The organism is Gelidibacter sp. (assembly GCF_035515035.1).
Taxonomy (GTDB): Bacteria; Bacteroidota; Bacteroidia; order Flavobacteriales; family Flavobacteriaceae; genus Gelidibacter.
This window is the reverse complement of sequence record NZ_DATJCA010000029.1, coordinates 14,870-40,784: the sequence shown is the minus strand read 5'-3', so window position 1 is coordinate 40,784 and position 25,915 is coordinate 14,870. Positions and strand designations below refer to the sequence as shown.

At 37.4% G+C, this 25,915-nt stretch carries 22 protein-coding genes and 2 pseudogenes; 6 read left to right on the top strand and 18 right to left on the bottom strand.

Features of this window, described 5'->3' with window-relative positions; all coding sequences use genetic code 11:
• The 3 genes and pseudogenes from VLZ86_RS02460 to VLZ86_RS02450 form a co-directional block, all read right to left on the bottom strand.
• Window positions 1-600: pseudogene (locus VLZ86_RS02460) on the bottom strand (hypothetical protein); the annotation flags it as partial.
• A gap of 233 nt (window positions 601-833) precedes the next feature.
• Window positions 834-1,658 carry an ABC transporter permease gene (locus tag VLZ86_RS02455; RefSeq protein WP_325448367.1) on the bottom strand — a complete coding sequence of 275 codons (825 nt, stop codon included), beginning with the start codon at window positions 1,656-1,658 and terminating at the stop codon, window positions 834-836.
• Between the two features lie 13 nt (window positions 1,659-1,671).
• On the bottom strand, window positions 1,672-2,568 hold the full coding sequence (locus VLZ86_RS02450) for an ABC transporter ATP-binding protein (protein WP_325448365.1): 897 nt from the start codon (window positions 2,566-2,568) through the stop codon (window positions 1,672-1,674).
• A 99-nt stretch (window positions 2,569-2,667) separates the two neighbouring features.
• Between VLZ86_RS02450 and VLZ86_RS02445 the strand changes: the two genes are divergently transcribed.
• Window positions 2,668-3,729, top strand: coding sequence for a hypothetical protein (locus VLZ86_RS02445; RefSeq protein ID WP_325448363.1), 1,062 nt, complete (start codon window positions 2,668-2,670; stop codon window positions 3,727-3,729).
• Between the two features lie 86 nt (window positions 3,730-3,815).
• On the opposite strand, the gene VLZ86_RS02440 is transcribed toward VLZ86_RS02445, so the two are convergent.
• From VLZ86_RS02440 to VLZ86_RS02415, 6 genes are all read right to left on the bottom strand, one after another.
• Window positions 3,816-4,334 (bottom strand): IS1096 element passenger TnpR family protein, encoded by a 519-nt coding sequence (locus VLZ86_RS02440; protein WP_325448361.1) that lies wholly within the window; start codon window positions 4,332-4,334, stop codon window positions 3,816-3,818.
• 38 nt (window positions 4,335-4,372) lie between these two features.
• A complete protein-coding gene (locus VLZ86_RS02435; RefSeq protein ID WP_325448359.1) occupies window positions 4,373-5,392 on the bottom strand; it encodes a COX15/CtaA family protein in 1,020 nt (339 codons plus the stop codon).
• 99 nt (window positions 5,393-5,491) lie between these two features.
• Entirely contained in the window at window positions 5,492-6,916 is a 1,425-nt protein-coding gene (locus VLZ86_RS02430) for a CCA tRNA nucleotidyltransferase (protein WP_325448372.1), read from the bottom strand.
• A gap of 218 nt (window positions 6,917-7,134) precedes the next feature.
• Window positions 7,135-7,692, bottom strand: coding sequence for an L-threonylcarbamoyladenylate synthase (locus VLZ86_RS02425; protein WP_325448357.1), 558 nt, complete (start codon window positions 7,690-7,692; stop codon window positions 7,135-7,137).
• Between the two features lie 190 nt (window positions 7,693-7,882).
• Window positions 7,883-8,638, bottom strand: a complete 756-nt coding sequence (locus VLZ86_RS02420) for a glycosyltransferase family 2 protein (RefSeq protein ID WP_325448355.1) — start codon at window positions 8,636-8,638, stop codon at window positions 7,883-7,885.
• A 141-nt stretch (window positions 8,639-8,779) separates the two neighbouring features.
• The gene (locus VLZ86_RS02415) at window positions 8,780-9,595 is read right to left on the bottom strand and encodes a 2,3,4,5-tetrahydropyridine-2,6-dicarboxylate N-succinyltransferase (RefSeq protein ID WP_325448353.1); all 816 of its coding nucleotides are present in this window, start codon (window positions 9,593-9,595) and stop codon (window positions 8,780-8,782) included.
• Window positions 9,596-9,820: 225 nt separating this feature from the next.
• On the opposite strand from VLZ86_RS02415, the gene ruvX reads away from it, so the two are divergent.
• From ruvX to VLZ86_RS02390, 5 genes and pseudogenes are all read left to right on the top strand, one after another.
• Window positions 9,821-10,231 carry a Holliday junction resolvase RuvX gene (gene ruvX / locus VLZ86_RS02410; RefSeq protein WP_325448351.1) on the top strand — a complete coding sequence of 137 codons (411 nt, stop codon included), beginning with the start codon at window positions 9,821-9,823 and terminating at the stop codon, window positions 10,229-10,231.
• Between the two features lie 79 nt (window positions 10,232-10,310).
• A complete protein-coding gene (gene def, locus VLZ86_RS02405; RefSeq protein WP_325448349.1) occupies window positions 10,311-10,901 on the top strand; it encodes a peptide deformylase in 591 nt (196 codons plus the stop codon).
• A gap of 68 nt (window positions 10,902-10,969) precedes the next feature.
• Entirely contained in the window at window positions 10,970-11,512 is a 543-nt protein-coding gene (locus VLZ86_RS02400; RefSeq protein WP_325448347.1) for a DUF5606 domain-containing protein, read from the top strand.
• A 403-nt stretch (window positions 11,513-11,915) separates the two neighbouring features.
• Window positions 11,916-12,692 carry a nucleoside triphosphate pyrophosphohydrolase gene (gene mazG / locus VLZ86_RS02395; RefSeq protein ID WP_325448345.1) on the top strand — a complete coding sequence of 259 codons (777 nt, stop codon included), beginning with the start codon at window positions 11,916-11,918 and terminating at the stop codon, window positions 12,690-12,692.
• Between the two features lie 388 nt (window positions 12,693-13,080).
• Window positions 13,081-14,280 (top strand): annotated as a pseudogene (locus VLZ86_RS02390) (IS256 family transposase); the annotation flags it as partial.
• 155 nt (window positions 14,281-14,435) lie between these two features.
• On the opposite strand, the gene VLZ86_RS02385 reads toward VLZ86_RS02390, so the two are convergent.
• From VLZ86_RS02385 to VLZ86_RS02345, 9 genes are all read right to left on the bottom strand, one after another.
• Window positions 14,436-16,514, bottom strand: a complete 2,079-nt coding sequence (locus tag VLZ86_RS02385) for a DUF349 domain-containing protein (protein ID WP_325448343.1) — start codon at window positions 16,512-16,514, stop codon at window positions 14,436-14,438.
• Between the two features lie 96 nt (window positions 16,515-16,610).
• On the bottom strand, window positions 16,611-17,345 hold the full coding sequence (gene aroE / locus VLZ86_RS02380; RefSeq protein ID WP_325448341.1) for a shikimate dehydrogenase: 735 nt from the start codon (window positions 17,343-17,345) through the stop codon (window positions 16,611-16,613).
• A complete protein-coding gene (locus tag VLZ86_RS02375; RefSeq protein WP_325448339.1) occupies window positions 17,338-18,357 on the bottom strand; it encodes a DUF368 domain-containing protein in 1,020 nt (339 codons plus the stop codon). Before VLZ86_RS02375 ends, aroE begins: the two co-directional genes overlap by 8 nt.
• Window positions 18,358-19,368 carry a DUF368 domain-containing protein gene (locus tag VLZ86_RS02370; RefSeq protein ID WP_325448337.1) on the bottom strand — a complete coding sequence of 337 codons (1,011 nt, stop codon included), beginning with the start codon at window positions 19,366-19,368 and terminating at the stop codon, window positions 18,358-18,360. It abuts the gene before it with no gap.
• Window positions 19,369-19,407: 39 nt separating this feature from the next.
• On the bottom strand, window positions 19,408-20,820 hold the full coding sequence (locus tag VLZ86_RS02365; protein WP_325448335.1) for a tetratricopeptide repeat protein: 1,413 nt from the start codon (window positions 20,818-20,820) through the stop codon (window positions 19,408-19,410).
• Between the two features lie 169 nt (window positions 20,821-20,989).
• On the bottom strand, window positions 20,990-22,171 hold the full coding sequence (locus VLZ86_RS02360; RefSeq protein ID WP_325448333.1) for an aspartate aminotransferase family protein: 1,182 nt from the start codon (window positions 22,169-22,171) through the stop codon (window positions 20,990-20,992).
• A 1-nt stretch (window position 22,172) separates the two neighbouring features.
• A complete protein-coding gene (locus tag VLZ86_RS02355; protein ID WP_325448331.1) occupies window positions 22,173-23,981 on the bottom strand; it encodes an OstA-like protein in 1,809 nt (602 codons plus the stop codon).
• A gap of 198 nt (window positions 23,982-24,179) precedes the next feature.
• Window positions 24,180-25,451, bottom strand: coding sequence for an adenylosuccinate synthase (locus VLZ86_RS02350; protein WP_325448329.1), 1,272 nt, complete (start codon window positions 25,449-25,451; stop codon window positions 24,180-24,182).
• A 2-nt stretch (window positions 25,452-25,453) separates the two neighbouring features.
• Entirely contained in the window at window positions 25,454-25,915 is a 462-nt protein-coding gene (locus VLZ86_RS02345; RefSeq protein ID WP_129016767.1) for a Fur family transcriptional regulator, read from the bottom strand.

Genomic DNA, 25,915 nt, shown 5'->3' with positions numbered 1-25,915 from the left:
TATAAAATCCAGAGGTGTTGATGCACTTTCCTGACTCACAGGAGGTGGAGAAAATTCAGCAGTTCCAGTCCATTCCAGAGTAAATCCACTATTGCCAATGGGCCTATCAATGACTATAAAATAAGTGTCACCTGCTTGAACATCCAGCCAACGTACAAAACTGTCGCCTTGGGGACCAGGACCTTCAGATGTATCGCTTGAAGTGCCGTTCATTCCCGTTAAATTATTGCTCAGTCTTGCAGCAGCGGGATTAGTTGTAGAGCATCTTATGGCTTGTCCAATATTATTGCATGCTACATTTGGACCGAACACAAAAAAATCATAATCTTCTTGAATGGCGCTGCTGTTCGGTTTAAGAATAAACCCCAAGGTGCCATTGGTAACTAAGGTCACTTGTAGCCAAATACTGTTGTGTTCACTACTGCCACAGGTGTTCGAATTGTTTAATTCTTGAGTCCCAACACCGTTGACATCTAAATTGATGGTGGAATTCCCACAAACAATTACAGAGTCAATACAATCGGTTGGACCTTGTGGGTAAGAAATCTGATTTATAAAAAGTAGGCTTAATACAGAAAGAATTTTAAGATATGTTTTCAAAAATGTGATGCTTTAGAATATGGTGGATTTTAAAGAAATCTGTATGAAAGTATGGCTGAAGCCAAAAATCATCAAACTTATTTAATTGTCCACCTATAAATAACCTAATTATCACAACCATTATTCTTAAAACAATAAGGTATTTGTGCCAAACTTTATTTTATAAATAAAGATATGCTAAAAATTGCATTAAAATAATGTGTAATTAATGATGGCAATTGCTATCAAATATATTATAAATCACGTTGTTTTAATAATCTGTACGATAAAAACACAAATATAGCGGTCCAACCTAAAACGATTAGAAGTTCATACCAATGAACGGCATAGTCATAAGCCATATCAATTTTCTCAGGATATTTTGTCATAAGAACCCGTTGAAACGGCTGATCGATCAAATTGTACATGGACTCCAGAGGCAAAAAGTTCTTGACTTTCCACGCCATTTCTGTGCCTGATGCTTTTACAACTATCCAAAAAATGATCCATTCAAAAATGTAGAGGATAAAGAGAAATGCCAAGGCAAAGGCAGAGCGTTTTACCAACATTCCAAAGAATAGGCACAAACTAAAAAAGCCCACTAGCTTTAAAAAATAGGCCAGTAAAAACTCGGTTTCTCGAAATATAATTGAAGCTTCCGTATAACTAGAATAATAAAGCCCTATAATAAATGAGCCAACTCCTATGAGAACAGTCGCTAAAAACGAAAAGAAAACAATAGTATAAAACTTAGAAAGGATAAATTCTTTCTTGCTTAAACCATCAATCAAGTTTTGTTTTATGGTTTTGTTGCTGTATTCATTGCCAATCATGCTCACGACCACTATGGCGAAAAACAGTTTAAAAAAAGAGGCGAAATAGGTAGTAATATGCCAAATGATCGGAAAGTTAAAAATACCAAGTTCCCCTAACTCCAAAGTGAAAAATCCGAAGAAATTAATTTTTATAGACGAAAGGATCAAAACTGTAAAAGGCAAAATAAAGGAGATGAATATCAGAATTTTACTTGCTCTATTTAATAGTAGTTTTTGTAGCTCTAAATTAACTAGTCGTAACATAGGTTTGGTTTGGTTAGTTGTTGTTAGTTAATTGCAGGAATTGCTCTTCAAGACTTTCCTTACGTTTAACTAAATGCGAAAGTGTGATGCCTTTTTCAAACATAAGTGTATTAAATGTGGAGGCGTCCATTGGATTTTTTAGAAAAGCGGTAATGAGCTCGCCTTCTTCTTTTACATTTAAAAAATCGGGATTACTTTTAAGGAAGGCTACCAATGCTTCGTGCTGTACTGACTTTAGTTCAAAAAAGCCATGACTGGAAATCATTTCATCCACTCGACCGGAGTACAATTTCTGCCCTTTTCGGAGTACGACCACATGAGAACACACTTTTTCAACTTCGTCCAATAGATGCGATGCCAGCAAAATGGTGGTGCCTTGACCCGCAATCTGTTTAATTAGGGTACGGATTTGATGAATGCCCTGTGGATCCAACCCGTTAGTAGGTTCATCCAGGATTAGAATTTCAGGATCATTCAATAGGGCGGAGGCAATGGCCAGTCGTTGTTTCATCCCCAGCGAATAGTTGCTGAATTTACTATCCTTTCGTTCTAAAAGTCCAACAATTCCAAGTTTTTCATCAATTTTGCTATAAGGTACACCTTTGATTTTACAGACCAATTTTAAATTCTGATACGCGGTCATATAGGGATAGAAATTTGGATTTTCTATAATGGCGCCCACCTTTTTTAAAGCGTTATGAGTTGAAACCTCTCCGTTAAACCAACTGAAATCACCTGAAGTTTTATTGACAACATTAAGCACAATGCCCAAAGTAGTTGATTTGCCACTTCCGTTGGGTCCTAAAATCCCGTAAACATTGCCTTTATTAATGGTAAATGATAAGTCTTTGACCGCAGTGAGATAGCCAAATTTTTTAGTGAGATTGTTGATGGTGAGAATGGTTTCCAAGATGTTTTCTGATTGATTAGTTACACGTATGACGAGTGATATGTAAATTTGTTACACCAGTAAATATATTAACTTTACATTTGAGTTAAGTTTACCACTATGCAAGATCTTAAAATATCTTTACGAAAGCCATCTTATCCCATAACTGAAAAGTTGCACGCTTACCTTACTGAATATAACAGAAATATTAGGTTGCCAATTTTTTATGATGATTTATTACGTTTTCAGGGTTCGGTTGTTTTATACGATAAAGATGATAATGACACCCTTTGGGTGAGGGTCTATTTTAATGAATTTGAACGTCAAGAAATAGATTTAAGCTTAAAGAAGGTCTATACTATTTTGCATTCAGATGGAAACGAACGCACCATTCCGTTTTTAAATGTGGATGCCATTGATTATTGCACTTTTGGGAATTCTAAACCTTTCCGAATTAAAGTCCGAAATATCCTCAACGATAATTACACCTATTTTTATGTAAAAAAAGCGGACGCATCAAGAATCTACGGATTGGAGTTTGAACATATGCTGTCGCCATACAACCTGAATTTTTTAGTGTTTCAGGATACCTTGATTGAAGAACATATTGCAGGAGTTCCTGGCGATGAATTCATTAAAAATATGTTGCCCCATTGTACGCCATCAGAAAAATCACAGATCGCAAAAGAGTTTGTAAAATTCAATGAACGTTGTATGATCAGGCTTTTGGGAGATATGCGTTCTTATAATTATGTAATTGTGCCTACGCATGACTTTGACCATGTGGTCTATAAAATCAGGGCTATTGATTTTGACCAGCAAAGTTATGAAGGTAAGTTCAATGTCTACCGGCCACAATTTTTTAAAGAGAATTTAGCTATGGTGCAATTGGTTCAGGAAAAGTTCCAGAAAGAATCCATTGATCAATATAAGCTGGAAGAGCGCTCCATTATTGCAAAACGTCTGATTAGTTATCACGAACGCATCAAGGAATTATTGGACTGTATGATTGAGGATACACTTTCCAAACCTGAACATATCAAACTTCTTAAAATGACCATTTATGAGTATACCCGCGATTTAAAATTCAAACGAAGTAAAAATATGGGCGAAATTGTAAAGAACGCGTTAGATTTTGTACAACGAAACTACGAGAACGTGAATATGAAGCAATTGAAGTGAGGGAGGTAAGTTTTTAGTAAGAAGAATTAAGTATTAAGAATCAAGATACAAAATCAAATAGTGTTGAAAATATAAGTCAGATCGACCTAGTTCCAGTTCTCATCAAAATCCAAGTTTTCATAATCGTCAACGTCAAAATCGTCGTCAAACTCATTATAATCATCAAACTCATCTTCCGCTTCAAAGTTCTTTTGAGGTGCTTCCGTCGGAATTTGCCCATGTACAAACATCAAATTTGGATAATCAGTACCTTCAGCTTCCTCAATAATTTCTGCCAACTCTACATAAAAAGTCCACATGCTAAAGAAATCATACACATAAATCAATCTGGTTTTTGATTCATTGACTACGGTGTTGATGTCTGTTTCAGACATCAGTCTCACTTCTCCCTGTACATCGCCAGTATCAAACATTGGAATTTCCTCACCTTGATTCCAATCGTCATCACTTAAATAAAATGATGCCATTTCAATACCATCAAATCCAAAAGCTTGCGTGATACTATTATGTAAGTCTTCTAGAGTATCTGTTTCTAGGATTTCTAAATCCCTAAAAACATCGTCATCCGTGTCGTTGTCGAGAATAATTCTGAATCTGTAAACCATGGGTTAAAATTTAATTTGCAAAGGTAGAACTTTTTCTATTATCTACTGAACCGATGTAAAGCAAATGTCATTGCCGATAAAAGGAAAAAAGCGCCAATTTGATGTGCCACGCCCAACCATAAGGGAACCCCGTAAATGATAGTCAGTACGCCCAATAAAAATTGAACACCAACCAGAAGTAGCAAACTATCCATACTTTTTGATTGCATGCGTGTTAAGGTCATTTGTTTGGCGCGATACCAGATGATTCCTATCATGATCACCACAATATATGCAAAGGTGCGGTGAACAAATTGGATGCCACTCGGGTTTTCAATAAGGTTGAGATAGAATGGTTCAATGGCGTAAGCGGATTCGTGTATGAATTTACCTTCATTCATAAAAGGCCAATGATTATGCAATAATCCAGCTTTCAAACCTGCTACAAATCCTCCATAAATTATCTGAATTGCTAAAATAAAGTATCCAATGCCAATGAGGTTTCTAAAGTTTTTATCGATGGATTTCTTTTTGGGGAAAATTAAATCTAAGGCTACCCAAAGTGTTGCAGCAAACGTTAGAAATGCAGTTGTTAAATGAGCGGATAGTCTATAGTGGCTCACATTAGGCATGTCTACCAAACCACTTTTTACCATGTACCATCCCAAAAAACCTTGAAATGCGCCGAGAAATAGTAATACCAAACATTTTTTAATGGTTTTTGAGGTGAGTTGTTTGGTTGCCAAAAAATAAATAAATGGAATAATAAAGACGAGGCCAATCAATCGGCCCATGACACGATGTAACCATTCCCAGAAATAAATTCCTTTAAAATCTGATAATGTAAAATGCGAATGGAGCTTCTGAAACTCTGGATATTGTTGATAAACTTCAAAGGCTTCCTGCCATTCCACTTCATTCAAAGGCGGGATCGTTCCTGTAATGAGTTTATAATCGGACATGGATAGGCCAGAATCTGTTAATCTGGTAATCCCACCAATCACCACCATGATAAAAAGCAATGCACAGCCTGTTAGGAGCCAGTAAATGACGTTTTTATTATCTTTTAGTTTTGCCATTTTATTTAAAATTGAAAATGAATTCGAAATTGAAATGAATTTTAATTTATTTTACCGACCATTATCAGCCCGTCTGTAGCATTTGCGGAGGCGGGAACGCTACCCTCTTCTCTCCACTTCAGTTAGTCCCAAACGTTTTCCTTCCTCCAACATCAGCGTATAAGCGGCTTTGTGTTCATTTGGGATTTTACCTTCCAATATCGCTTCTTTAATAGCTTCTTTTATGGATCCAATTTCCCTTGACGGTTTTAATCCAAACGCTTCCATAATTTCTTCACCGGAAACCGGAGGTTGAAAATTTCTAATTTGATCACGCTCTTCAACTTCCACAATCTTGTCTCTGACCAGTTTGAAATTATTGTGATATTTTTTGAACTTGCTCGGGTTTTTTGTGGTGATGTCCGCTTCGCAAAGAACCATTAAATCATCCACATATTCGCCTGCATCAAAAACCAAACGTCTCACGGCAGAATCAGTGACGTCTTGTGCCAATGCAATTGGTCGGGAACTCATGAAGACCAGTTTTTGAACAAATTTCATCTTTTCGTTAAGTGGCATTTTTAAACGTTTGAACAGTCTGTACACCATTTTTGAACCTTCCAGTTCATGGCCATGAAAAGTCCAACCCACTTTTTTACTGAATTTTTTAGTTGGGGCTTTACCAATATCGTGCAAAAGTGCGGCCCAACGTAACCATAGATCATCAGTGTTTTTAGCGATATTATCTACAACTTCCAGAGTGTGATAGAAATTATCTTTGTGGCGTTGCCCTTCTTTTTCATCAATGCCTTTTAAGGCAGTCAGTTCGGGTAGGATATGCTCCAAAAGTCCTGTTTGTTCCAAAAGTAAAAATCCGATGGAAGGAACATCACTTTCTAAAATTTTATTTATCTCTACCACAATCCTTTCGTTCGTGATGATTTTGATACGGTCTTTGTTCTTTGAAATCGCCGCCAGCGATGCATTCTCTATGGTGAAGTTGAGCTGGGTTGCAAAACGGATGGCGCGCATCATTCGCAACGGGTCATCGCTGTAGGTAATATCAGGATCTAAAGGAGTTCTAATAATTTTGGCATCCAAATCCTTCATGCCATTAAATGGATCAAGCAAGTCGCCAAAATTGGAAGCGCTTAAATCCAAAGCCATGGCATTTATCGTAAAATCACGTCTGTTTTGATCGTCTTCCAAAGTGCCGTTTTCAACGATTGGATTCCTGCTTTCTTCCGAATAGGATTCCTTACGTGCGCCCACAAATTCGACTTCAATATCCTCATAACGCAACATAGCTGTGCCATAAGTTTTAAAAACTTGCACTTTAGGGTGGTTTGGAATGTTTTTCGCCACTTGTTTGGCAAGGGAAATACCATTGCCGATGGCGACAATATCAATGTCTTTATGCTGTCCGCGTTGTAAGATGTAATCACGAACAAATCCACCAATGACGTAGGCGTCAATTCCTAGGTCTTTTGCAGATTGGGAGATAATTTGGAAAACGGGATGTTCTAAGGCCTTTTCTAAGTTCATTTTATTTTCTTGCCACGAATCCACTAATGGTTTTATTTTTAACCACATGAAAGTTTCAGTGAATTTATGATTTTTCTTAAACTTAATAATTGTCTTTTACAAGACTGTTCTTTTTTGATCTAAATGGTTTTATGAAAATTTGCTAATTTGCATTCAGACACTTTAAATAGTTGATACATTCTGAACATAATTATTCGTGTATATGTGGCTAAAATTTATTATCTGATGATCTTGACCCTCCCATTAGCACTCAACTTAATAATTGAGGATGGTTTGGTACAAATTTTTTCGCGATGCAAATTTACGATATAGTCCACACCTTTTAAAATATGGGGTGTGATTTCTTTATACGATTTTGGAGTGGTTTCACCGCTCGCATTGGCTGAGGTTGAAACAATGGGTTTGCCAAAGCGTCTGAGTAATTGATAGCAGAAATCGTCATTGGGTATTCTAATGGCAATCGATTTATCTTCAGCAATTAAATTTTCGGCTAAATTTTGAGCATCATCATAAATAATAGTGATTGGCTCTTCAGAAATCTCAAAAATATCGAAAGCAACTTCCGGAATTTCCTTAACGTATTTGCTCAACATCCGATCATCAGCTACCAAACAAATTAGTGCTTTGTTATCTTCACGACCTTTTAATTGAAAAATTTTTTTGACCGCTTCAGGGTCAGTGGCATCACAACCTATTCCCCAAACAGTATCTGTAGGGTAGAGTAGGAGTCCGCCTTCTTTTAAAATATTTAAGGCACTTGATATTTCTTTTTGCATAACTAATATATTTACCCCGAAATTGAAATTGAAGTTCCGCGCTAGCTGGTCGGCATGTAGTTGACGTTGAAAACTCAAGTTGAATTTTTTAACTGATCGTTAAAAACTTGCTATCGGCATTTTTTCACATTCCTAACCGCCCATACCTTAATAGAACATTCGGTCAAGTCCTTAAAACCTCAAACAAAAATCACTCTCTACCTCTCCTCAACAACCATAATTTGACATATCGCATAAACACTACATATCCTTGCATATATCCTATAGTGAAACCTACGACGCCATCTCGAAAACCGCTTTGTACGATATAATGTTTAAAAAATCCCCAAAAGGGTTTCAGAACAAAATGATAAGGCGTTAAATTTCCTGTTTTTTGATCGTAATCTTTAGCTTGCCAGGTGGCGTATCTGTTCATCTTTTCGACGTATTTATCAAACGTCGTATAACTGTAATGAATGAATTTATGTTTTAAAGTACCAATGTCACCGTCCGCTATAATTTCCGCATGCACGTACTTATCTTCGTACTTACAAAAATCACGTTTAAAAAGCCGAATCACCTTGTCATTGCGCCAACCACTATAGTTGACCCGTTCTCCCATAAAATTATTGATCCTTCCTATCCAATAACCGACTATTTTAGGATCGGGCTGTCTTAAGATTTTTAATATCTCAGCTTTTAATTCGGGTGTTACCCGTTCATCGGCATCTACTAATAAAATCCATTGATGCTTAGCCTGTGGAATGGCCCAATTTTTTTGAGATGCAGAATATTGGTATTCTCTTCTTATAACTTTTGAAGCCAATTCCTGCGCCTTTTCAAACGTGCCGTCAGTACTTAAGCCATCTACCACGAGAATTTCATCTGCAAAATCCACCGAAGCTATGACCGCCTCTATATTATGGATTTCATTGCCTGTGGGAATAATAGCAGTAAGTTTATTCATGAGAACGGTTGGATTTGATGAAAACGTGTGCAAAAATAGGATTTTTTTTGGGGATATGGCGTCAAATCATAATGCTATGCGAACTAGGTTTCGGTTATAATTCCCAAATTCTGCCTAATCATGATATTTTCAAATTAAAGATTAGATAGCCACATCATATTCACGCAAAGCATCATTCAATGAGGTTTTCTTGTTGGTGCTTTCTTTACGTTTTCCGATGATCAAGGCACAAGGGACATGATAAGTGCCGGCTGGAAAATCCTTAGCATAGCTTCCTGGAATGACTACTGAGCGTGTTGGGACAATACCTTTCATTTCAACAGGTTTATCACCTGTAACATCAATTATTTTTGTGGATGCTGTAAGGCACACATTCGCACCCAAAACGGCTTCTTTTTCAACTCTTACGCCCTCTACCACAATACATCTGCTCCCAATAAACGCGTTGTCTTCAATAATTACCGGAGCGGCTTGCAAAGGTTCTAAAACACCTCCAATACCTACGCCGCCAGACAAATGCACATTTTTGCCAATTTGTGCGCAGCTCCCAACTGTTGCCCATGTGTCGACCATGGTTCCTTCATCAACGTAAGCACCAATATTTACATAACTGGGCATCAAAATGGTCCCTTTGCTAATATATGCACCATGTCTTGCAACGGCATGTGGAACAACCCGAATGCCTTTATCTGCGTAGCCACGTTTTAACGGTATTTTGTCATGATATTCAAAAATTCCCACTTCAAAAGTTTCCATTTTCTGTATGGGGAAATAAAGAACTACCGCTTTTTTGACCCATTCGTTTACTTGCCATCCGTCTGCTGTAGGTTCAGCAACTCTTAAGGTGCCTTCATCTAGTAGATCGATAACACTTCTGATACTTTCAATGGTGACTTTATCGGTGAGTAATTCGCGGTTTTCCCAGGCTTTCTCTATGTTCTGTTGAAGTTGTTTCATGTCTAAAATTAAATTCACACAAAGATAAACGTATAATTCATTATGGAAAATTTCTTTGGTGAACTTTATAGAGAACACTAACCTGCCCGTGTGTTTAGGGATTTCTCCCACACTGTGATAAAAGGAGTCCATAAATCCGCGAAAACACTTCAGACGCCCATTTAATTGCCGTAACTTTACCGTATCACTAATTTAAAATGGGATTTCCACTTTTGGGGAATATGTATGGCAAGAATTTTAGCAATAGATTACGGAACCAAGCGCACTGGTATTGCGGTAACCGATGAACTTCAAATCATCGCCTCCGGACTGACCACAGTTGCCACCAAGGAACTTTTACCCTTTTTGAAGGATTATATTTCCAAAGAAAAGGTAGAATTATTTCTTGTTGGTGAACCCAAACAAATGAACAATGAAGTGTCTGAAAGTGAAGAGTCCATTCAAACCTTTTTGGAGAAACTGTCCAAATCCATTCCGGATATGCCCGTAAAACGGGTTGATGAACGTTTCACTTCTAAAATGGCAGTTCAAACCATGATTGATAGTGGACTAAAGAAAGGCCAACGTAAAAATAAAGCCTTAGTGGATGAAATTAGCGCGACCATCATACTTCAAAGTTATTTGTACAATCAATAAATATGCTTTAACAATTTTATTCTAAGCATCTAAAATTGTAATAAGAGTTGTATTTTTGCAGTCGTAAATTTAAAGAATAATGATTTTACCCGTTATTGCCTATGGTGATCCCGTTCTGAGAAAAGAATGTGAGCCCATTACTGAAGAGTATCCTGACCTCAAGGAACTTATTGCAAATATGTACGAAACCATGTATGATGCGTATGGTGTGGGATTGGCTGCGCCACAAGTTGGGCTACCAATCCGATTGTTTGTAATAGATACAACTCCTTTTGCGGACGATGAAGATTTGACAAAAGAAGAGCAAATGCAATTATCGGATTTTAAGCGTATCTTCATCAATGCTAAAATTCTTGAGGAAACAGGTGATGAATGGGCTTTTAATGAAGGATGTTTGAGTATTCCAGATGTTAGAGAAGATGTCTTTAGAAAGCCAAAGATCAAGATCCAATATCAGGATGAGAATTTTAAAACCCATGTTGAGGAATTTGAAGGTCTAGTTGCCAGGGTTATTCAGCATGAATATGACCATATAGATGGCATTTTGTTTACCGATAAATTATCTACTTTAAAAAAACGACTTATTAAAAGTAGATTGAATAATATTTCTAAAGGGAACATTAGCGTCGATTACAAGATGCGTTTTCCATCCATGAAAAAGAAACGTTAATTTTATAATATCATAAAGGCAAAAGTATATATTTGTCAACTTCAAAATATAAAAAGCATATAAAGAATATGAGTTTAGACAAGATTTTATCCATTTCAGGGAAACCGGGGCTATACAAAATTGTAACCCAAACACGTAGCGGTTTTGTTGCAGAATCGTTGCTTGACAATAAGCGTATCACGGTTAATATTCATAGTAATGTGAGTGTTTTAAGTGAAATTGCGATGTACACACTTACTGAAGAAGTTCCGCTACGTGAGGTATTGAAAAAAGTGCGTGATAAAGAAGACGGCAAACAAACGTCTGTTAGCCATAAGGATTCTAAAGATAAACTCGAAGAATATTTCTTTGAAGTGTTGCCTGATTATGATGAAGACCGCGTATATCCAAGTGATATCAAAAAAGTCATACAATGGTATAATGCATTGCAAAAGAACGATTTATTATCTGCTTTAGATGAGAAAGAGGAGGATAAGACCTCTGCAGCCAAAGTGGAAGAAGCACATTCTAAAACGTCTGCTAATCCTGCGGCTGTAAGAAACGTAGCTCCAAAAGCATCATCTTCTAAGAAAGGTGGTTCTACAAAAAACACAAGTGCTAGAAAAACCTAATAAGAATTAAGATATGGGTATTAAGTATAAAGACTTGATACTCTATTTACTATCCCCACAATGTCATTTGAATATTGTGGGGTATTTCTTTTTGAAATAAATTTGCTGAGAAACTCTTGAAACTTTCTTAATTTCCTTCCTGCTACTAAACTGATTACTGCTTTATATTTAATTCTGGTTTCATATGAATTAAGTTATAAGTACAATGCCACTGGAATATTGTAGTTTTTCATTTGAATTGAACTTGGTACGAAATTCTTGAAACTTCTGGCAAAGTTTTTTAATGATGAACTTTCTTAATTCTTAGTACTGTATACTTAATTCTATCTTCAATATTCTACATATTAACAGCAAATACCTTTTTCAATTTTGTAATTTTGAAATGTATATAAAAATAGCCTTTATGACACGACGACAAGACCAATTACAAGCCTTTGACCGACTTTTAACAATAATGGATGAATTGCGCGAGCAATGCCCATGGGACAAAAAACAAACCATGGAAACCCTCCGGCATTTGACTATTGAAGAGGTCTATGAATTGGGTGATGCCATTTTGGAAAAGGATATGGAGGAGATTAAAAAGGAATTGGGCGACGTTTTATTGCATATCGTATTTTATTCGCGTATTGGCAGTGAAAGCAATAGTTTTGATATTGCAGATGTGTGTCACAGTATCTGTGATAAGCTGATTGAACGTCATCCACATATTTATAGTGATGTGAAAGTGGAAAATGAAGAAGATGTGAAACGCAATTGGGAGCAAATTAAATTGAAGGAGAAAGGCAAAACCAGCGTTTTGCAAGGGGTGCCAAAAAGTTTACCTGCTATGGTAAAGGCCAACCGGATTCAGGATAAAGTTGCAGGTGTAGGATTTGACTGGGAACATCCGGAGCAGGTATATGAAAAAGTAGAGGAGGAGCTCAACGAATTAAAAATTGAAGTTGCCAATGGAGATGCCGATAAAATGGAAAGTGAACTCGGCGATGTTTTATTCTCCATAATTAATTATGCTCGGTTTTTGAAAATAAATCCAGAAAATGCTCTGGAACGTACAAATAAAAAGTTCATCAAAAGATTTCAATATTTGGAAGCTAAGTCTCGAGAAATCAATAAGTCCTTATCAGAAATGTCTTTGTTGGAAATGGATGTTTATTGGGAGGAAGCAAAAAAAGTATAATCTTTTTTCAATCTCGTAATCCAAATATGATAGTACCACGTATATATACTATATTGAAACTTAATCTTAAAGTTTCATAATCATAAGTAGGTAATCTTAATTATATTTTAAGCGGTATTGGTTAAGATTAAAAATTTAGTTTAGTTAGGGGTCAAAATCCTACCTGTTTTCACAGGTAGGATTTGATTTTTAGGCTAGTTTGTTTTTTTGGAAAACGCCAATTTTTAAAATACGCATTAATTTTTAGGGTGGCAGAAAATGGAGAAATAATCCAAAAACCCATTAAAAAAGTCCAAGCTTTCAAATCGAAAAATTGGACAATTTATAACGAGAGTGTAAACTGAACTCTGTCTGATTAAAAATTTTAGTTTAATTTTAATCAGATATTATGACAACAAAAGAACAACAAGAATTAGAGAAAAAGGCACTGGAACAATTCATGTCCGGCAAGAGCCTTTTCGGCAAGGATGGCGCTTTTGCTCCCATGCTGAAGAATTTTATAGAGAAAGCCCTTGAATCAGAGATGGAGGGCCATCTGGACGAGCAGGAACGGTCCAAGGGGAACAAGCGCAATGGCAAGGGCAGGAAAACCATCAAGAGCGGTTTTGGCACCTTTGATATAGAGACTCCCCAGGACCGCCAGAGCAGCTTTGAACCAGAGCTCGTAAAGAAGCGCCAGAGCATCCTTGCCGACAACCTATCGGACAAGATCATAGGTCTTTACGGACTTGGCATGAGCTATCGTGACATCTCATCGCACATAAAGGAAATGTACGATACCGATATATCCCACACCGTCCTGAGCCAGATCACAGACCGGATCATACCTGATGTAAAAGCCTGGCAGAACCGTCCTCTAGAACCGCTCTACTGTATTGTATGGCTGGATGCGATGCACTATAAGGTCAAGGTGGAGGGTAAGATCGTGCACAAGGCACTTTATAATATATTGGGGATAAACAAAAATGGGCAGAAGGAAATTTTGGGCATTTACCTTTCCGAGAGCGAAGGTGCCAATTTTTGGTTGCAGGTGCTGACAGATTTGAACAACAGAGGACTTGAGGATATCTTGATAGCCTGTACCGATAACCTGAAAGGATTTACCAGTGCCATACTAAGTGTGTTTCCCAAGGCAGAGGTTCAGTTGTGCATAGTCCATCAAATACGCAATTCGTTAAAGTACATAGCCTCAAAGGACCAAAAAGAGTTTATGCGCGACCTTAAACTGGTGTATAGGGCGACAAACAAGGGAATAGCAGAGGACGAGCTGATAAAGCTTGAAGAAAAATGGGGTGCCAAATACCCCGTGGTAATACAGAGCTGGAAAAACAATTGGGAACATTTATCCCAATACTTCAAGTACACAGCACCGATCAGAAAAATCATTTACACTACAAACGCTGTTGAAGGCTATCACAGACAAGTAAGAAAAGTAACCAAGACCAAAGGTGCTTTCACCAATGATATGGCACTTCTAAAACTGGTCTATTTGGCAACGATGAACATTCAGAAAAAGTGGACCAGCCCACTGCACAATTGGAGTTCGACCATTCAGCAATTATATATTATCTTTGAGGATAGAATCGATCTGGATATCGGTAGAACCCAACCAGCACGTGTCGCTGGCGCTAGGTCACATTCCAAAATCAGTCGAAAACAAGTTTCGAATGATTTTGAAATGGATAAAAAATGAACCGGACAGAGTTTAAATTACACTACCTTTATAACTTTAAATGTAGGGTGTTAATACAGCTCTTTTAACTTTTTAAATTTCTCCTCCCAAACCGCTAAGTTTTCTTTGTGATTTTCAATGTTTTTCAACACATCCTTCACCAATGGATTGCTCTCATCTATGTTTGAGAAAAATTGTAGATTATTTTCAAGCTGGTTGAGTTCACCTCTAACTTCATCAATTTTTTTACGGATAAAATGATGCTCATTATCCAAAAGCCTGGTGTCATCCGGTTGTGACAGACTCTCTAATTTGTTTTCAAATTTGATCATCTCAACCTCAGATTTATCCAATTTTAAATTATTGAATAAGCCATCTACCGTTTTATTGAATTTTCCTTCAATAAAACGCTTGTTTTGTGGTACCTGACCTAAGGCATTCCATTCTTCGGTTTTTTGTTTGATAGTTTCTAAATCTTGTTCGGCAACGCCACTTAATTTCAAGTCTTTTAATTCGTCAAGTAGTTTTGATTTGTTCTCAAAAGCCTCTTCTTGTTCTTTATTTGCGGCATTACGCTCCGCATTCACCTTGTCAAAATAATGGTTACAAGCCGCTTTAAAACGTTTCCAGATTTTATCACTGTCTTTCCTTGGTACATGGCCAATATGTTTCCAATCATTTTGGATTTTCTTCATCAGTGGCGTGACCGTTTCAAAGTCATCATTGTCTTTGTTGTCTTCTGCTATCTTAATCAAGTCCAGTTTTTTCTGTAAGTTGGTATACTGGTCTTTCTTTAAACTTTTATAAAACGTATTTTTCTTTTTATTGAAGGTTCTTACGGCACCTTTAAATTTTGCCCAAGTGGCCTCATTCATCTTGATGGGAACCTTACCTGCGTTGAAAAATTCCGTTCGCAGGCCTTCTATCACCTTAATCTTATTTTGCCATGCTTGATGAGAACTAACGTCGTCTTTTGCCACTTCTTCAATCTTGGCAATAATAGCCTGCTTTTTCTCAAGATTGGCTTCGTGAGCCTTATCTACATTGGCATAATAAGCTTGACGTTTGTCGTGAATGGTTTTGGTAGCATTGCTAAAGCGTTCCCAGATAGCTTCTCTGTGTTCTTTGTCAACAGGCCCTAAATCTTCTTTCCACATTTTGTGAAGTACCTGTAATTCTCTAAACGCTCTATTTGAATTGTCATCTTTTGCTAATTCTTCAGCACGATCTATAATTTTTAACTTTTGCTCCAGATTATGCTTGAAATCCATGTCGCGTAAATCGCGATTAAGATGTAAGAAATCATAGAAAATTTCCACATGATGATGGTATGTGTTCCATGCATTATTGTACTTATCTCTTGGAATTGGTCCCGCAGTACGCCATTCTTCTTGTAAATCCTTAAAAAGTTTATACGTGGTGTTGATGTTCTCTTCAACATTAAGGAGACCTTTGATGTCTTCAATAATACGTAATCTTTTTTCTAAGTTAGATTTAAGGTTGGTCTCTAAAGTCTTGTAATAGGCATTTAGATTGGTCCTATAATCGTTATAAATTGAATTGAATCGTTTTTTAAGCGGGCTTGAATAATAGAAGTCAATTTCGTTACCACCCTCACTTAAAAAATCCTCCTTCTTTTCCTCAAGAATTTCTGAAAACTTTGAGTTGAATTCATTTTTGATCTCTTCAACTGGAGATTTTATGGTTTGAACTTTTTTGTTTTTCAGTAAACTTTCAAATTCATCCACCAATTGTTCCATCGACATGGAATGGTAGTCTTTGTCCTCTAAACTGTGGCGTTCAACATTGCTGTCATCTTCGGCATCTTCGGCGTTGGATTCTTCAATCTCTTCAACGTAAGCATCTTTCTTCTTTGCTGTCGGTTCATCTGATTTTGATTTAATTTCTGAATCAGTTTCAAATGATTTTGAAGGAGTTTCCGCTACTACTTCGGATTTTGGTGTCTCAGGGGCCGTTTCTTCAGGACTATTATTGGCGTCTGCAGAAACTGAGGTTTCAGTGGTATCTGACGCGGTACCGTCGTCGTTTGGAGAATTAAAGTCATCAGCAACTGTTTCTTCAGCGGCAATGGCCTCTTTTTTTAAAATATCGTTTCCATCTGCATCTTGCAGGTTATCTTTCTCTGACATTGTCATAATGTTTAAATTTCGTACTATTGTATGGAAGTAAATATACTAACAACCCCTTAGACTACAAAAGAGAATGCCAATTTTAGGATATTTTGCTTATTTGGTCCAAATTTCCCACGCTTTTTCCGCTTGGTATTCCAACATCTTGGAGCCGTTGCAGATGGTTGCGCCTTGTATTTCTCCACAAATCAAGAATTTGGTTAAAATGGGGTTGTAAATCAAATCAAAAAGCAAATGCTCTTTGGTGATACCGTCATATGGGATATCTGGACATTCATTGACGTTAGGATACGTGCCGATAGGTGTACAGTTGATTATAACTTGATGATTCTTGACGTCTTCTTCCGTCAGGTTAGAATATAAATACTTAACGTTAGAATGGGCATTTCTGGACACATAATCAAAACTGAGATGGAGTTTTTTTAAGGCATAAGCAATGGCTTTTGAAGCGCCTCCGGTACCCAAGATTAGCGCATGGGTATGATGTGGTTTCAATAATGGTTTAATGGACTTCATAAATCCGTAGTAATCGGTGTTGAAGCCTTTTATTTTTCCTGAAGGGTAAAACTTAATGGTGTTTACCGCTCCAATGTCTGCCGCTGTTTTATGGAGCCCATCCAGATATGGAATCACCTGTTCTTTGTAAGGAATTGTAACGTTAAGGCCTAAGATATCATTGTTTTCTTTTAAGATTTCAGGAAACCGAGAAATGGTTTCGATATCAAAATTCACATAAGAGTACGGCAGTTCCTCATTATCAAACTTATCCGAAAAGTGAGTTCTTGAAAATGAATAGGCAATATTTTTACCGATGAGACCGAATTTAGACATTGACTTTCCTTGTTTTATTTCCATACCATTCCAATCCTAAAACAATGGCAATTCCAACAACAATATATAAAATTGCCAAATAGGTTTCACTATTTAAATCAGGAATAAATCGCTCATAATTTAGAACCACTTTCTTACCCGTTGAGTCGTAGATGAATCCGCCATTATCCGTCATTCTATAAATCGTCTTTTTCCATGGCCAAACCACTCCCAAAGAACCGACGATAAAACCAATTATGGAGGCAATGGTAATACTTTTGTAGTGTTTGAGGATATAGCTTAACATGTGCGAAAAGGTCACCAATCCAGCAACCGAGCCCAAAGTAAAAACGACCAGTACCTTGAGCATTCTAATTCTTTCAGGATTCTTAAAAACACTAAAATCGCCTACAATAAACTCATAGAAAGTATCGGAAAGTGCGTTGACGGAATCCACAAGCAACAAGACATAATTTCCCAATAAAATCAAGATGAAAGATCCCGAAAAACCGGGTAAGGTCATGCCTGAAACACTTATGATACCGCAGAAAAACACAAAAAACAGATTGTCGTTTTCTTTGGCAGGATCCAAGAAACTAATGGCAATACCCAAGCTAATACCTATGACAAGAGCGAGTATGGTTTGGTAGTTCCAATCGTTAAAATCTTTGTTGATATAGTAAATAGAACCGATGATCATGCCAAAGAACAAACTCCATACATAGAGTTCTGAATGGATGAGAAAATAATCTAGGATTTTGGAAACGCTGAAATAGCTGACCACCATTCCTAAAAAAAGGAGGCTCAAAAAGCGTCCGTTTATATAATGAAAGAAGCTTTTAAACCTCCCGTTCAATAAGAGCTTAAATGCGGTTTTATTTACTTTTTGTAAAGAATAGATAAACTCCTCATAAAATCCTGCCACAAAGGCAACAACCCCTCCCGAAACGCCTGGGACTTTATTGGCGGCACCCATGGCCAAGCCCTTAATAACCAGAAAAAGTTTATCATTAAAGGTCCTAGTGCTTTGCATTTATCGAGATTTAGAGCCTATTTTTTCAAGGAGGAAAATCGTTAGAAATCCGACAATCATAAGGCCGACGGCCAGCGCTATTTGCGGATCGATAGTGTTATTTATTTCAGAATAGTGAAATGGCGAAACGCTTTTTTCGGAAACCATTTTGAAAGTATCAAAGTCATTGATCTGTCTTTGATAGACTTCAATGGTGCCATAATCGGTGATTTTAGAAACTGGGATTGTCTGTCCCGTGGACTTTTTCAAAATAGTCAAGGTCTCTTTCCAAGGCCATATTTTGTTTAGGGAACCGAAAATAAATCCGGTCAACACCGCTAAAGTTGTGTTTTTGTAGTGATTAAATAACCATTTTAGAACGCGACTAAAACTCAAAAGGCCAATTAGCGCTCCAATCGCAAAGATGGCAATTCTTTTAAAATCAAAATCGTGTATGGCATCACTTAAAGTTTTATAAGCTCCTAAAATTACTAAGATAAAAGAACCTGAAATTCCGGGCAAAATCATGGCACAAATAGCAATAGCACCAGCAAAAAATAAGAATACAGAACTATCATTATTGGCCATTGATGGTAAGGTGGTGATGTAATAAGCTGCCAAAGTTCCTATAATGAGTGCGGCAATGGTGCCTAAATTCCACGTTTTAATCTGTTTTCCAACAAAGAAAATACTGGCCACAATAAGGCCAAAGAAAAAGGACCAAATCAGGACTGGATGTTGCTCAATCAGATATTTGGCAAGTCGCATAAAAGAAACAAAGCTGATGAGAATGCCTGTAAGCAAGGCTACTAAAAAATTCCCATTCAGCTGCTTCCAAAATGCTAAAAAACCGCTCTTTTTAAGTGTGGCCAATAAGCTTAGATTAACGCCGCTAATAGTGGTTATCAATTCTTCGTAAATACCGGAAATAAAAGCTATAGTGCCGCCTGAGACTCCTGGAACAGCATCTGCTGCACCCATTGCTAATCCTTTAAGTGAAATGAATAGGTAATCTGAAAAGCGTCTTTGCATCTTTAATTTTACATATAGGAAACGTAAAGATATATAATTTTACTTGGAGGTTTTTTTGGAATTGGAAATAATGTTGAGCACCATTTGATGATTCGCTATCAATGGGAACAATTCCTCTAAAATAAAAGAAAATTCTGGATTGAGAAGCCATCCGTTTTTGAGATGGTATTGGGCTTTTTCATTTTCGAAAAGTGTGAAATAGATACCTGCCAATCGGTATTCAATCTCTGCGGTTTCGGGATAAAATTCTGCAGCTTGGATAAGGTTGAGTGCGGAAGCGTCATATTCCCCTAATTTAATGAGAACATCGGCTCTGGCAAGCCAAGTATCCAATTCGTAATTGCCAAGATCCAAAGCTTTTTTATAGCCGCGTTCTGCTTCTTCTATGAAGTTAAGACGGTGATTTATTTGCGCGTATAGTTTCCAATACTTGACGTTATCACCATCAATATTAATGGCTTTGTTGATGTAATAAAGCGCTTTATTGTAGTCTTTCTTTTTGTTATATAATCTGGTAATGGCAATCCAACCTTTGTCCAACAAAGGATCCTCATGAACGGTTTTGAAGTAATACTGAACGGCTAAATCATCGGAGTCCAGCTTTTCATAACAATTTCCAATCCTCAGTAAGGCAAAAGATGTCGGTTCGTCAAGGGCTAAGGTCATGTTGTAATTTTCAATGGCCTCGTTATATTTTTTCATCTTTTCCAAGACTTTCCCTTTTTCAAGATAGGCGCCAACAAAAGTATCGTCCGAAATAATGGCGAATTCGAATGCTGCCAGAGACTTTTTATACTCTTTTAAAGAGAAATATTGTTTTCCTAATTGATGCCAAGCCACTTCACAATAAGGATTCTTATCCAAATAACGGTTTAAGAAGTCGATGGCCTCATCGTGCAGATCTAAAAACTCAAAACAATAAATGATATTATAGAGCGCAGAATAATCTTCCATATCCAGCTCCAAACATTTGATGAAATAGTTTTTGGCATTTTCAAATTGATCCATAAACAGATATTCCATGCCAATCAAAGCATGTAAATCGGCTTCGTCTTCATCTGAATCTATTAGCTTTAAAGCAATTTTCAAGGTGTCTATAGCCTTTTGGTGTTCGTCACGTTTCGATAAAACACTTGCTTTTTGAATATAGATTTCTTCGTTGGATGGCTCTAAAATATGGAGCGCATCCAAAAGTTTTTCCGCTTGTGGCAGTTTGTCTTCCAGGATATAAATTTCGACTTGAAAAAGTCTTAGGGTTATTGATGACGGATGCTGTTCCAATCCTAATTTGACAGCTTTTTTTGCGAGTGCAATCCTGCCATTCTCAAAATAGAATTGAATGATATTTTCAAACTCACTTGAATCAAAAAACAACACATTGTTTGTTTTTAACATGGATTCAAATTTGGTCAGAGAATAATTATCGTCGTCGTCATGTTGACTAAACTCCATAAGCACTTTGTATTGTTCGTTCAAATAAATGTAACGCTATCCTGAGAGAAAAGGGATTTTTAAGGCGAATGTTTTCAACAAATTAGTTAACATTGCCAACGTGACATCGTCATTAGTTTGGGTTGTTTGTTGGTTAACAGTAAGTTATGATGCCTGCAAACTTAATCAATTAAAATGGAATTTCATCTAAAATTGAGGTGATTACCTGACAACCCTCAATGATTTCAGCATTTGTTATGGTTAAAGGCGGTGTTAATCGAATTGCTTTAGGTTCAAAAAGCAACCAAAACAGAATTAAACCTCTATTTTGAGCCTTTAAAATCAATTGATTTGCTGTTTCTGCCGAAGGTGTCATTGCTGCCAACATTAATCCGCGCCCTCTTATTTCGGTAATTAATGGATGCACTAAATGTTTTCTGAAAAGCTGCTCTTTTTCAAGAGCTTTTGCCATTAAATCGCTCTCCGTAATTTCTTTGACCGTTGCCAAAGCGGCAGCAGCAATAACCGGATGCCCACCAAATGTGGTAATATGTCCTAATTTAGGAAAGTCCTGCAGGGTATGCATCATGGATTTTGATGATGTAAACGCACCAATTGGCATGCCGCCGCCAAGTCCTTTTCCGGTCACCAAAATATCAGGTACACAATTGTAATGTTCAAAGCCAAATAATTTTCCGGTTCGTCCAATGCCTGGTTGAATTTCATCTAAGATCAACAAAGCGCCCACCTCGTCACAACGGGTTCTCACTTTGGTCAAGTAGTTGTCATGAGGTTCAATAAAACCTGCTCCACCTTGGATGGTCTCCAAGATTACAGCAGCTGTTTTAGGGGTAATCTGATTTAAGTGTTCTTTATTATTAAAAGCGATAAAATCCACGTCTGGAATTAAAGGTCTGAAGGCTTGTTTGCGTTCTTCGTAACCCATTACGCTCATAGAACCCATGGTATTGCCGTGGTACGCATGATGGGCCGCAATAATCTGACTTCTCCCCGTGGCACGTCGAGCCAATTTCAAAGCACCTTCAATAGCCTCAGTACCTGAATTGACAAGGTAGGTGCATTCTAAAGATTTTGGAAGATGTTTTGCCAATAATTTGGCGAGTTCTACCGCTGGTTGTTGGATATATTCGCCATAAACCATAACGTGCATGTATTTGTCCACTTGATCTTTGATTGCTTTAACCACTTTTGGGTGACGATGTCCTAAACTGCACGCCGAAACGCCTGCAACAAAATCAAGATAGGCCTTGTTATTGGTGTCATAAACATAACAACCTTCAGCATGTGAAACTTCCATGGCTAAAGGATGTGGTGTTGTCTGGGCTTGGTATTCTAAAAAATCGCTCGTCATTTCAATTGTCTTTTTTCCTGGGTTTTTGCAAGGTATTTACTTTGGATGAATCTGCTTTTTTAATAACTTCTTTGGGGATGGTGCGTGACGCTTTCTGTTCGTCATTTTTTTGAGCATCTTTGGGTCTGGCATCTTCCACGCGTTGTAATAAAGCATCATCAAAAAATTCTTCTTGAGGGATATAATCGTCTAAACCTTTAATTATTGGAAGGACCAAAGGTGGGTCGTCTTTAAATAAATCATCGACGCTCTTTGGACGTTCTTCTTCACGCCAATCAAATCCTCGTAGCTTTTTGGCGTTTTCCGGAAATTGCGATTCTGGATAAATATCACCATCTACTTGATCGAGTAGGGTGATGATTTTAAATTCGTCTTCAATTTTAAGATTGATTTTTCCGGACTTTGATTTATTAATCCCGATTAAATCCTGATTGTCATCTCTTGAATAGTTGATTACTTCAGCATTTTTAATGATATCCACGTTATAAAGATCATTGTCCTTAAATAACCCGATCAAACGTTGTCCCTTTATTTGATTATATCCGGCATCAAGAGTGTCTTTACTGATCAAAAAAGCATTCTCAAATACCAAAAGTGAATCCAATTGCTCGGTTTTAGGATTTGAAATTAGATGAATGGTATCGCCAGTCATTTGATTGCCCAAATTCCATAGAATGGGTCTGCGTTTAACAGTGAAAGCCTCGGTAGAGGAGAAGCGGTCCAAATTAATAAGCTGTGTCAATCCAGATTTATGGTCGGCGTGAATGGAATCTGCTTTTCCACTTAAATCACTTTTGAATATTTTGGCGTTATAGTAAGCTCTGGTGATGCGATGTTCTGGTTTTCCCGTCACCATTAAAATGTCACTATGCATGTAAATGGAATCTTTTTCCTGAACGGTAATTGCCAAAGCACGTTTGGTGATAAAAACGGAATCTTTAGCACGCCATATTTCGGCATAATGACCGCGGGCTACGCTGTTGTTGATGGTGTCTGTGACTGTAATGTTATTGGTGGCAGAGGCAAAACTGATTTTTCTGTCAAAATACATGCTATCGCCTTCAAACACACGATTTTCATAATTAATCTTTGAATTTTTGACGAAATACCCTGTATCATTATTGGTGTCATAAAAACCACGTTCGGCATAAATGGTATTGGATTCGCCTACAATTGTAGTGGGACCATATAGATAAGCATGGCCTGTTTCAGTATAAAAGTCGAGATGCTCTGTGTTTAAAGTATATTGGGGATTGACCAAAACAACATCCTGGACAAATTGATATTTTTTGCTGTCCATGTAATAGCGACCAATCTGGCTGGTAATAGTGCCTGACGTGTCTCTTACTACCTTCCCTTTAGTTTGGTAGAATGCTTGCTGTTTGATGCGGTCAAAATGTAGTTTGTCCGTAGTCAAAACCGATTGTGGCTCTGTCAATACCACATCGCCACTAGCAAAGGCCAATTGGGTTTTTCCGCTATATTCGGAATACTTGGCGCTCATGGTAATGGTATCGCCTTGTTTCATGACAACATTGCTGTAGGCTTCAATAAAGTCTTCTTTCTCGTAATATACGGCTTGGTCACACCACAGGTTGATACCCTCATGGGTGAAGTGGACTTGCTGGGTGTTATCTCTTGTAAATACGGAAACGCCTGGACCACGAAGGCTGTCAGAATCCACAAACCCTGAATACTCAACACGGATTTTCTTAAGTTTTTCAGTTTGTGATACTGCCGAAAAACTTAAGCTTAAGAATAAAGCAGTAAAGATGGGTAATGCTCTCAATGTGTGACAAATGATTTTCAAAAGTAACTCTTTATTTTAAGCATTATGTTGCATTAACATTAATTTAAGCACATGAATATGACGTGTAAGTCATTGTAAAGCAAATTTCAAGGATGTGGTGGTTTAATTATGGCGACCATTTTTATGGGTTCAAGAACGTATTGATTCGTAAAATTAGAGAAACCTGCTCGAAAGAACGGGCAGGTTTGTGTCTAAAACTTATCGTACAATCGTTTGTTTTCTGTCTGGTCCAACAGAAACAATGGTAATTGGGATTTCAAGTTCTTTTTCTAAAAACTCAATATATTCCAACAAAGCCTGTGGCATGTCTGAAGCATCTGTCATTTTGGTCAAATCTTCATTCCAGCCCTTAAAATCAGTATAGATTGGGGTGACATTTTCCGCTTCAATATTATAAGGGAAATGGTGAATGATGTCACCTTTGTAATTATAGGCGGTACAAACCTTTAAGGTTTCAAATCCGGATAGCACATCACCTTTCATCATAATCAATTTGGTCACGCCATTCACTTGACATGCATAACGTAGCGCTACAAGGTCTAGCCAACCACAACGACGTGAACGGCCTGTGGTGGCGCCAAACTCATTGCCCACACGACCCATAGTCTCGCCAATTTCATCAAATAATTCGGTTGGGAAAGGTCCTGAACCTACCCTGGTTGTATAGGCCTTAAAAATACCAAAGACCTCACCAATTTGGTTTGGTGGAATTCCTAAGCCGGTGCATGCGCCAGCAGCGGTTGTATTGGAAGAGGTTACAAATGGATAGGTGCCAAAATCAATGTCCAATAAAGATCCTTGAGCGCCTTCGGCCAAAATTGTTTTTCCTTCCTTTTGTGCTTGATGTAAGTATTCTTCAGAATCAATAAAAGTCAAACTTTTCAATACTTCAATGGATTTGAAAAATTCTTGTTCCATTTCCTGTAGATTGTATTGCACATCTACATTATAAAATGCAATCATGGCTTGATGCTTATCGGCCAAAGCTCGATATTTATCTTTCCAGTCAGACAATTCAAGGTCGCCCACCCGCATGCCGTTTCTACCAGTTTTATCCATGTAAGTAGGGCCAATGCCTTTAAGTGTTGAGCCAATTTTGGCCTTGCCTTTGGAAGCTTCACTTGCAGCATCAAGCAAACGATGTGTTGGTAATATAATATGGGCCTTGCGTGAAATCAACAAAGATTTTCTATAGTCAACATTTTGCTCTTCAAGTTTGTCCAACTCTCTGTTGAAAATAACCGGATCAATCACCACACCGTTGCCTACTAAATTGACAGTATCTTCATGAAATATTCCTGACGGAATGGTATGCAGTACATGTTTTTTGCCATTGAAAACCAAAGTATGCCCAGCATTTGGGCCTCCTTGAAAGCGCGCAATAATATTGTATTTTGAGGTGAGTACATCGACAATTTTTCCTTTGCCTTCGTCACCCCATTGTAATCCTAGTAGTAAGTCTACTGCCATTTTTAAGATTCTTTAGGTGGTTCGTTTTTTGTTCCGTAAAAGTATAGTGAGTGGTTGGTGATAGAGATATCAAAAACCTCTTCAATCGTTTTTTTGATGGACTGGATTCTCGGATCGCAAAATTCGTAAACTTCTCCAGTGTCCGTTAAGATGACATGATCATGTTGCTTATCAAAATAAGACTTTTCATAGTGTGCCTGATTTTGCCCAAACTGATGTTTACGTACCAATGCACATTCCAAAAGCAATTCTATGGTGTTGTAAAGTGTGGCACGGCTCACCCGATAATTTTTGTTTTTCATTTTGATATAGAGTGATTCTATGTCAAAATGCTCTTCATTATCATAAATTTCTTGTAGTATGGCATAGCGCTCAGGTGTTTTTCTGTGCCCTTTGCCTTCCAGAAATGTGGTGAATACATTTTTAACTATTTCTTGGTTGCTATGTTTTGTATTTTGACTCAT

Bases quoted from the DNA above. Each gene is read 5' to 3' on its own strand.
- VLZ86_RS02455 (WP_325448367.1), bottom strand. From the start codon at position 1,658: ATGTTACGACTAGTTAATTTAGAGCTACAAAAACTACTATTAAATAGA.
- VLZ86_RS02445 (WP_325448363.1), top strand. From the start codon at position 2,668: ATGCAAGATCTTAAAATATCTTTACGAAAGCCATCTTATCCCATAACT.
- VLZ86_RS02440 (WP_325448361.1), bottom strand. From the start codon at position 4,334: ATGGTTTACAGATTCAGAATTATTCTCGACAACGACACGGATGACGAT.
- VLZ86_RS02435 (WP_325448359.1), bottom strand. From the start codon at position 5,392: ATGGCAAAACTAAAAGATAATAAAAACGTCATTTACTGGCTCCTAACA.
- VLZ86_RS02430 (WP_325448372.1), bottom strand. From the start codon at position 6,916: ATGAACTTAGAAAAGGCCTTAGAACATCCCGTTTTCCAAATTATCTCC.
- VLZ86_RS02425 (WP_325448357.1), bottom strand. From the start codon at position 7,692: ATGCAAAAAGAAATATCAAGTGCCTTAAATATTTTAAAAGAAGGCGGA.
- VLZ86_RS02420 (WP_325448355.1), bottom strand. From the start codon at position 8,638: ATGAATAAACTTACTGCTATTATTCCCACAGGCAATGAAATCCATAAT.
- VLZ86_RS02415 (WP_325448353.1), bottom strand. From the start codon at position 9,595: ATGAAACAACTTCAACAGAACATAGAGAAAGCCTGGGAAAACCGCGAA.
- ruvX (WP_325448351.1), top strand. From the start codon at position 9,821: ATGGCAAGAATTTTAGCAATAGATTACGGAACCAAGCGCACTGGTATT.
- def (WP_325448349.1), top strand. From the start codon at position 10,311: ATGATTTTACCCGTTATTGCCTATGGTGATCCCGTTCTGAGAAAAGAA.
- VLZ86_RS02400 (WP_325448347.1), top strand. From the start codon at position 10,970: ATGAGTTTAGACAAGATTTTATCCATTTCAGGGAAACCGGGGCTATAC.
- mazG (WP_325448345.1), top strand. From the start codon at position 11,916: ATGACACGACGACAAGACCAATTACAAGCCTTTGACCGACTTTTAACA.
- VLZ86_RS02385 (WP_325448343.1), bottom strand. From the start codon at position 16,514: ATGTCAGAGAAAGATAACCTGCAAGATGCAGATGGAAACGATATTTTA.
- aroE (WP_325448341.1), bottom strand. From the start codon at position 17,345: ATGTCTAAATTCGGTCTCATCGGTAAAAATATTGCCTATTCATTTTCA.
- VLZ86_RS02375 (WP_325448339.1), bottom strand. From the start codon at position 18,357: ATGCAAAGCACTAGGACCTTTAATGATAAACTTTTTCTGGTTATTAAG.
- VLZ86_RS02370 (WP_325448337.1), bottom strand. From the start codon at position 19,368: ATGCAAAGACGCTTTTCAGATTACCTATTCATTTCACTTAAAGGATTA.
- VLZ86_RS02365 (WP_325448335.1), bottom strand. From the start codon at position 20,820: ATGGAGTTTAGTCAACATGACGACGACGATAATTATTCTCTGACCAAA.
- VLZ86_RS02360 (WP_325448333.1), bottom strand. From the start codon at position 22,171: ATGACGAGCGATTTTTTAGAATACCAAGCCCAGACAACACCACATCCT.
- VLZ86_RS02350 (WP_325448329.1), bottom strand. From the start codon at position 25,451: ATGGCAGTAGACTTACTACTAGGATTACAATGGGGTGACGAAGGCAAA.
- VLZ86_RS02345 (WP_129016767.1), bottom strand. From the start codon at position 25,915: ATGAGTCAAAATACAAAACATAGCAACCAAGAAATAGTTAAAAATGTA.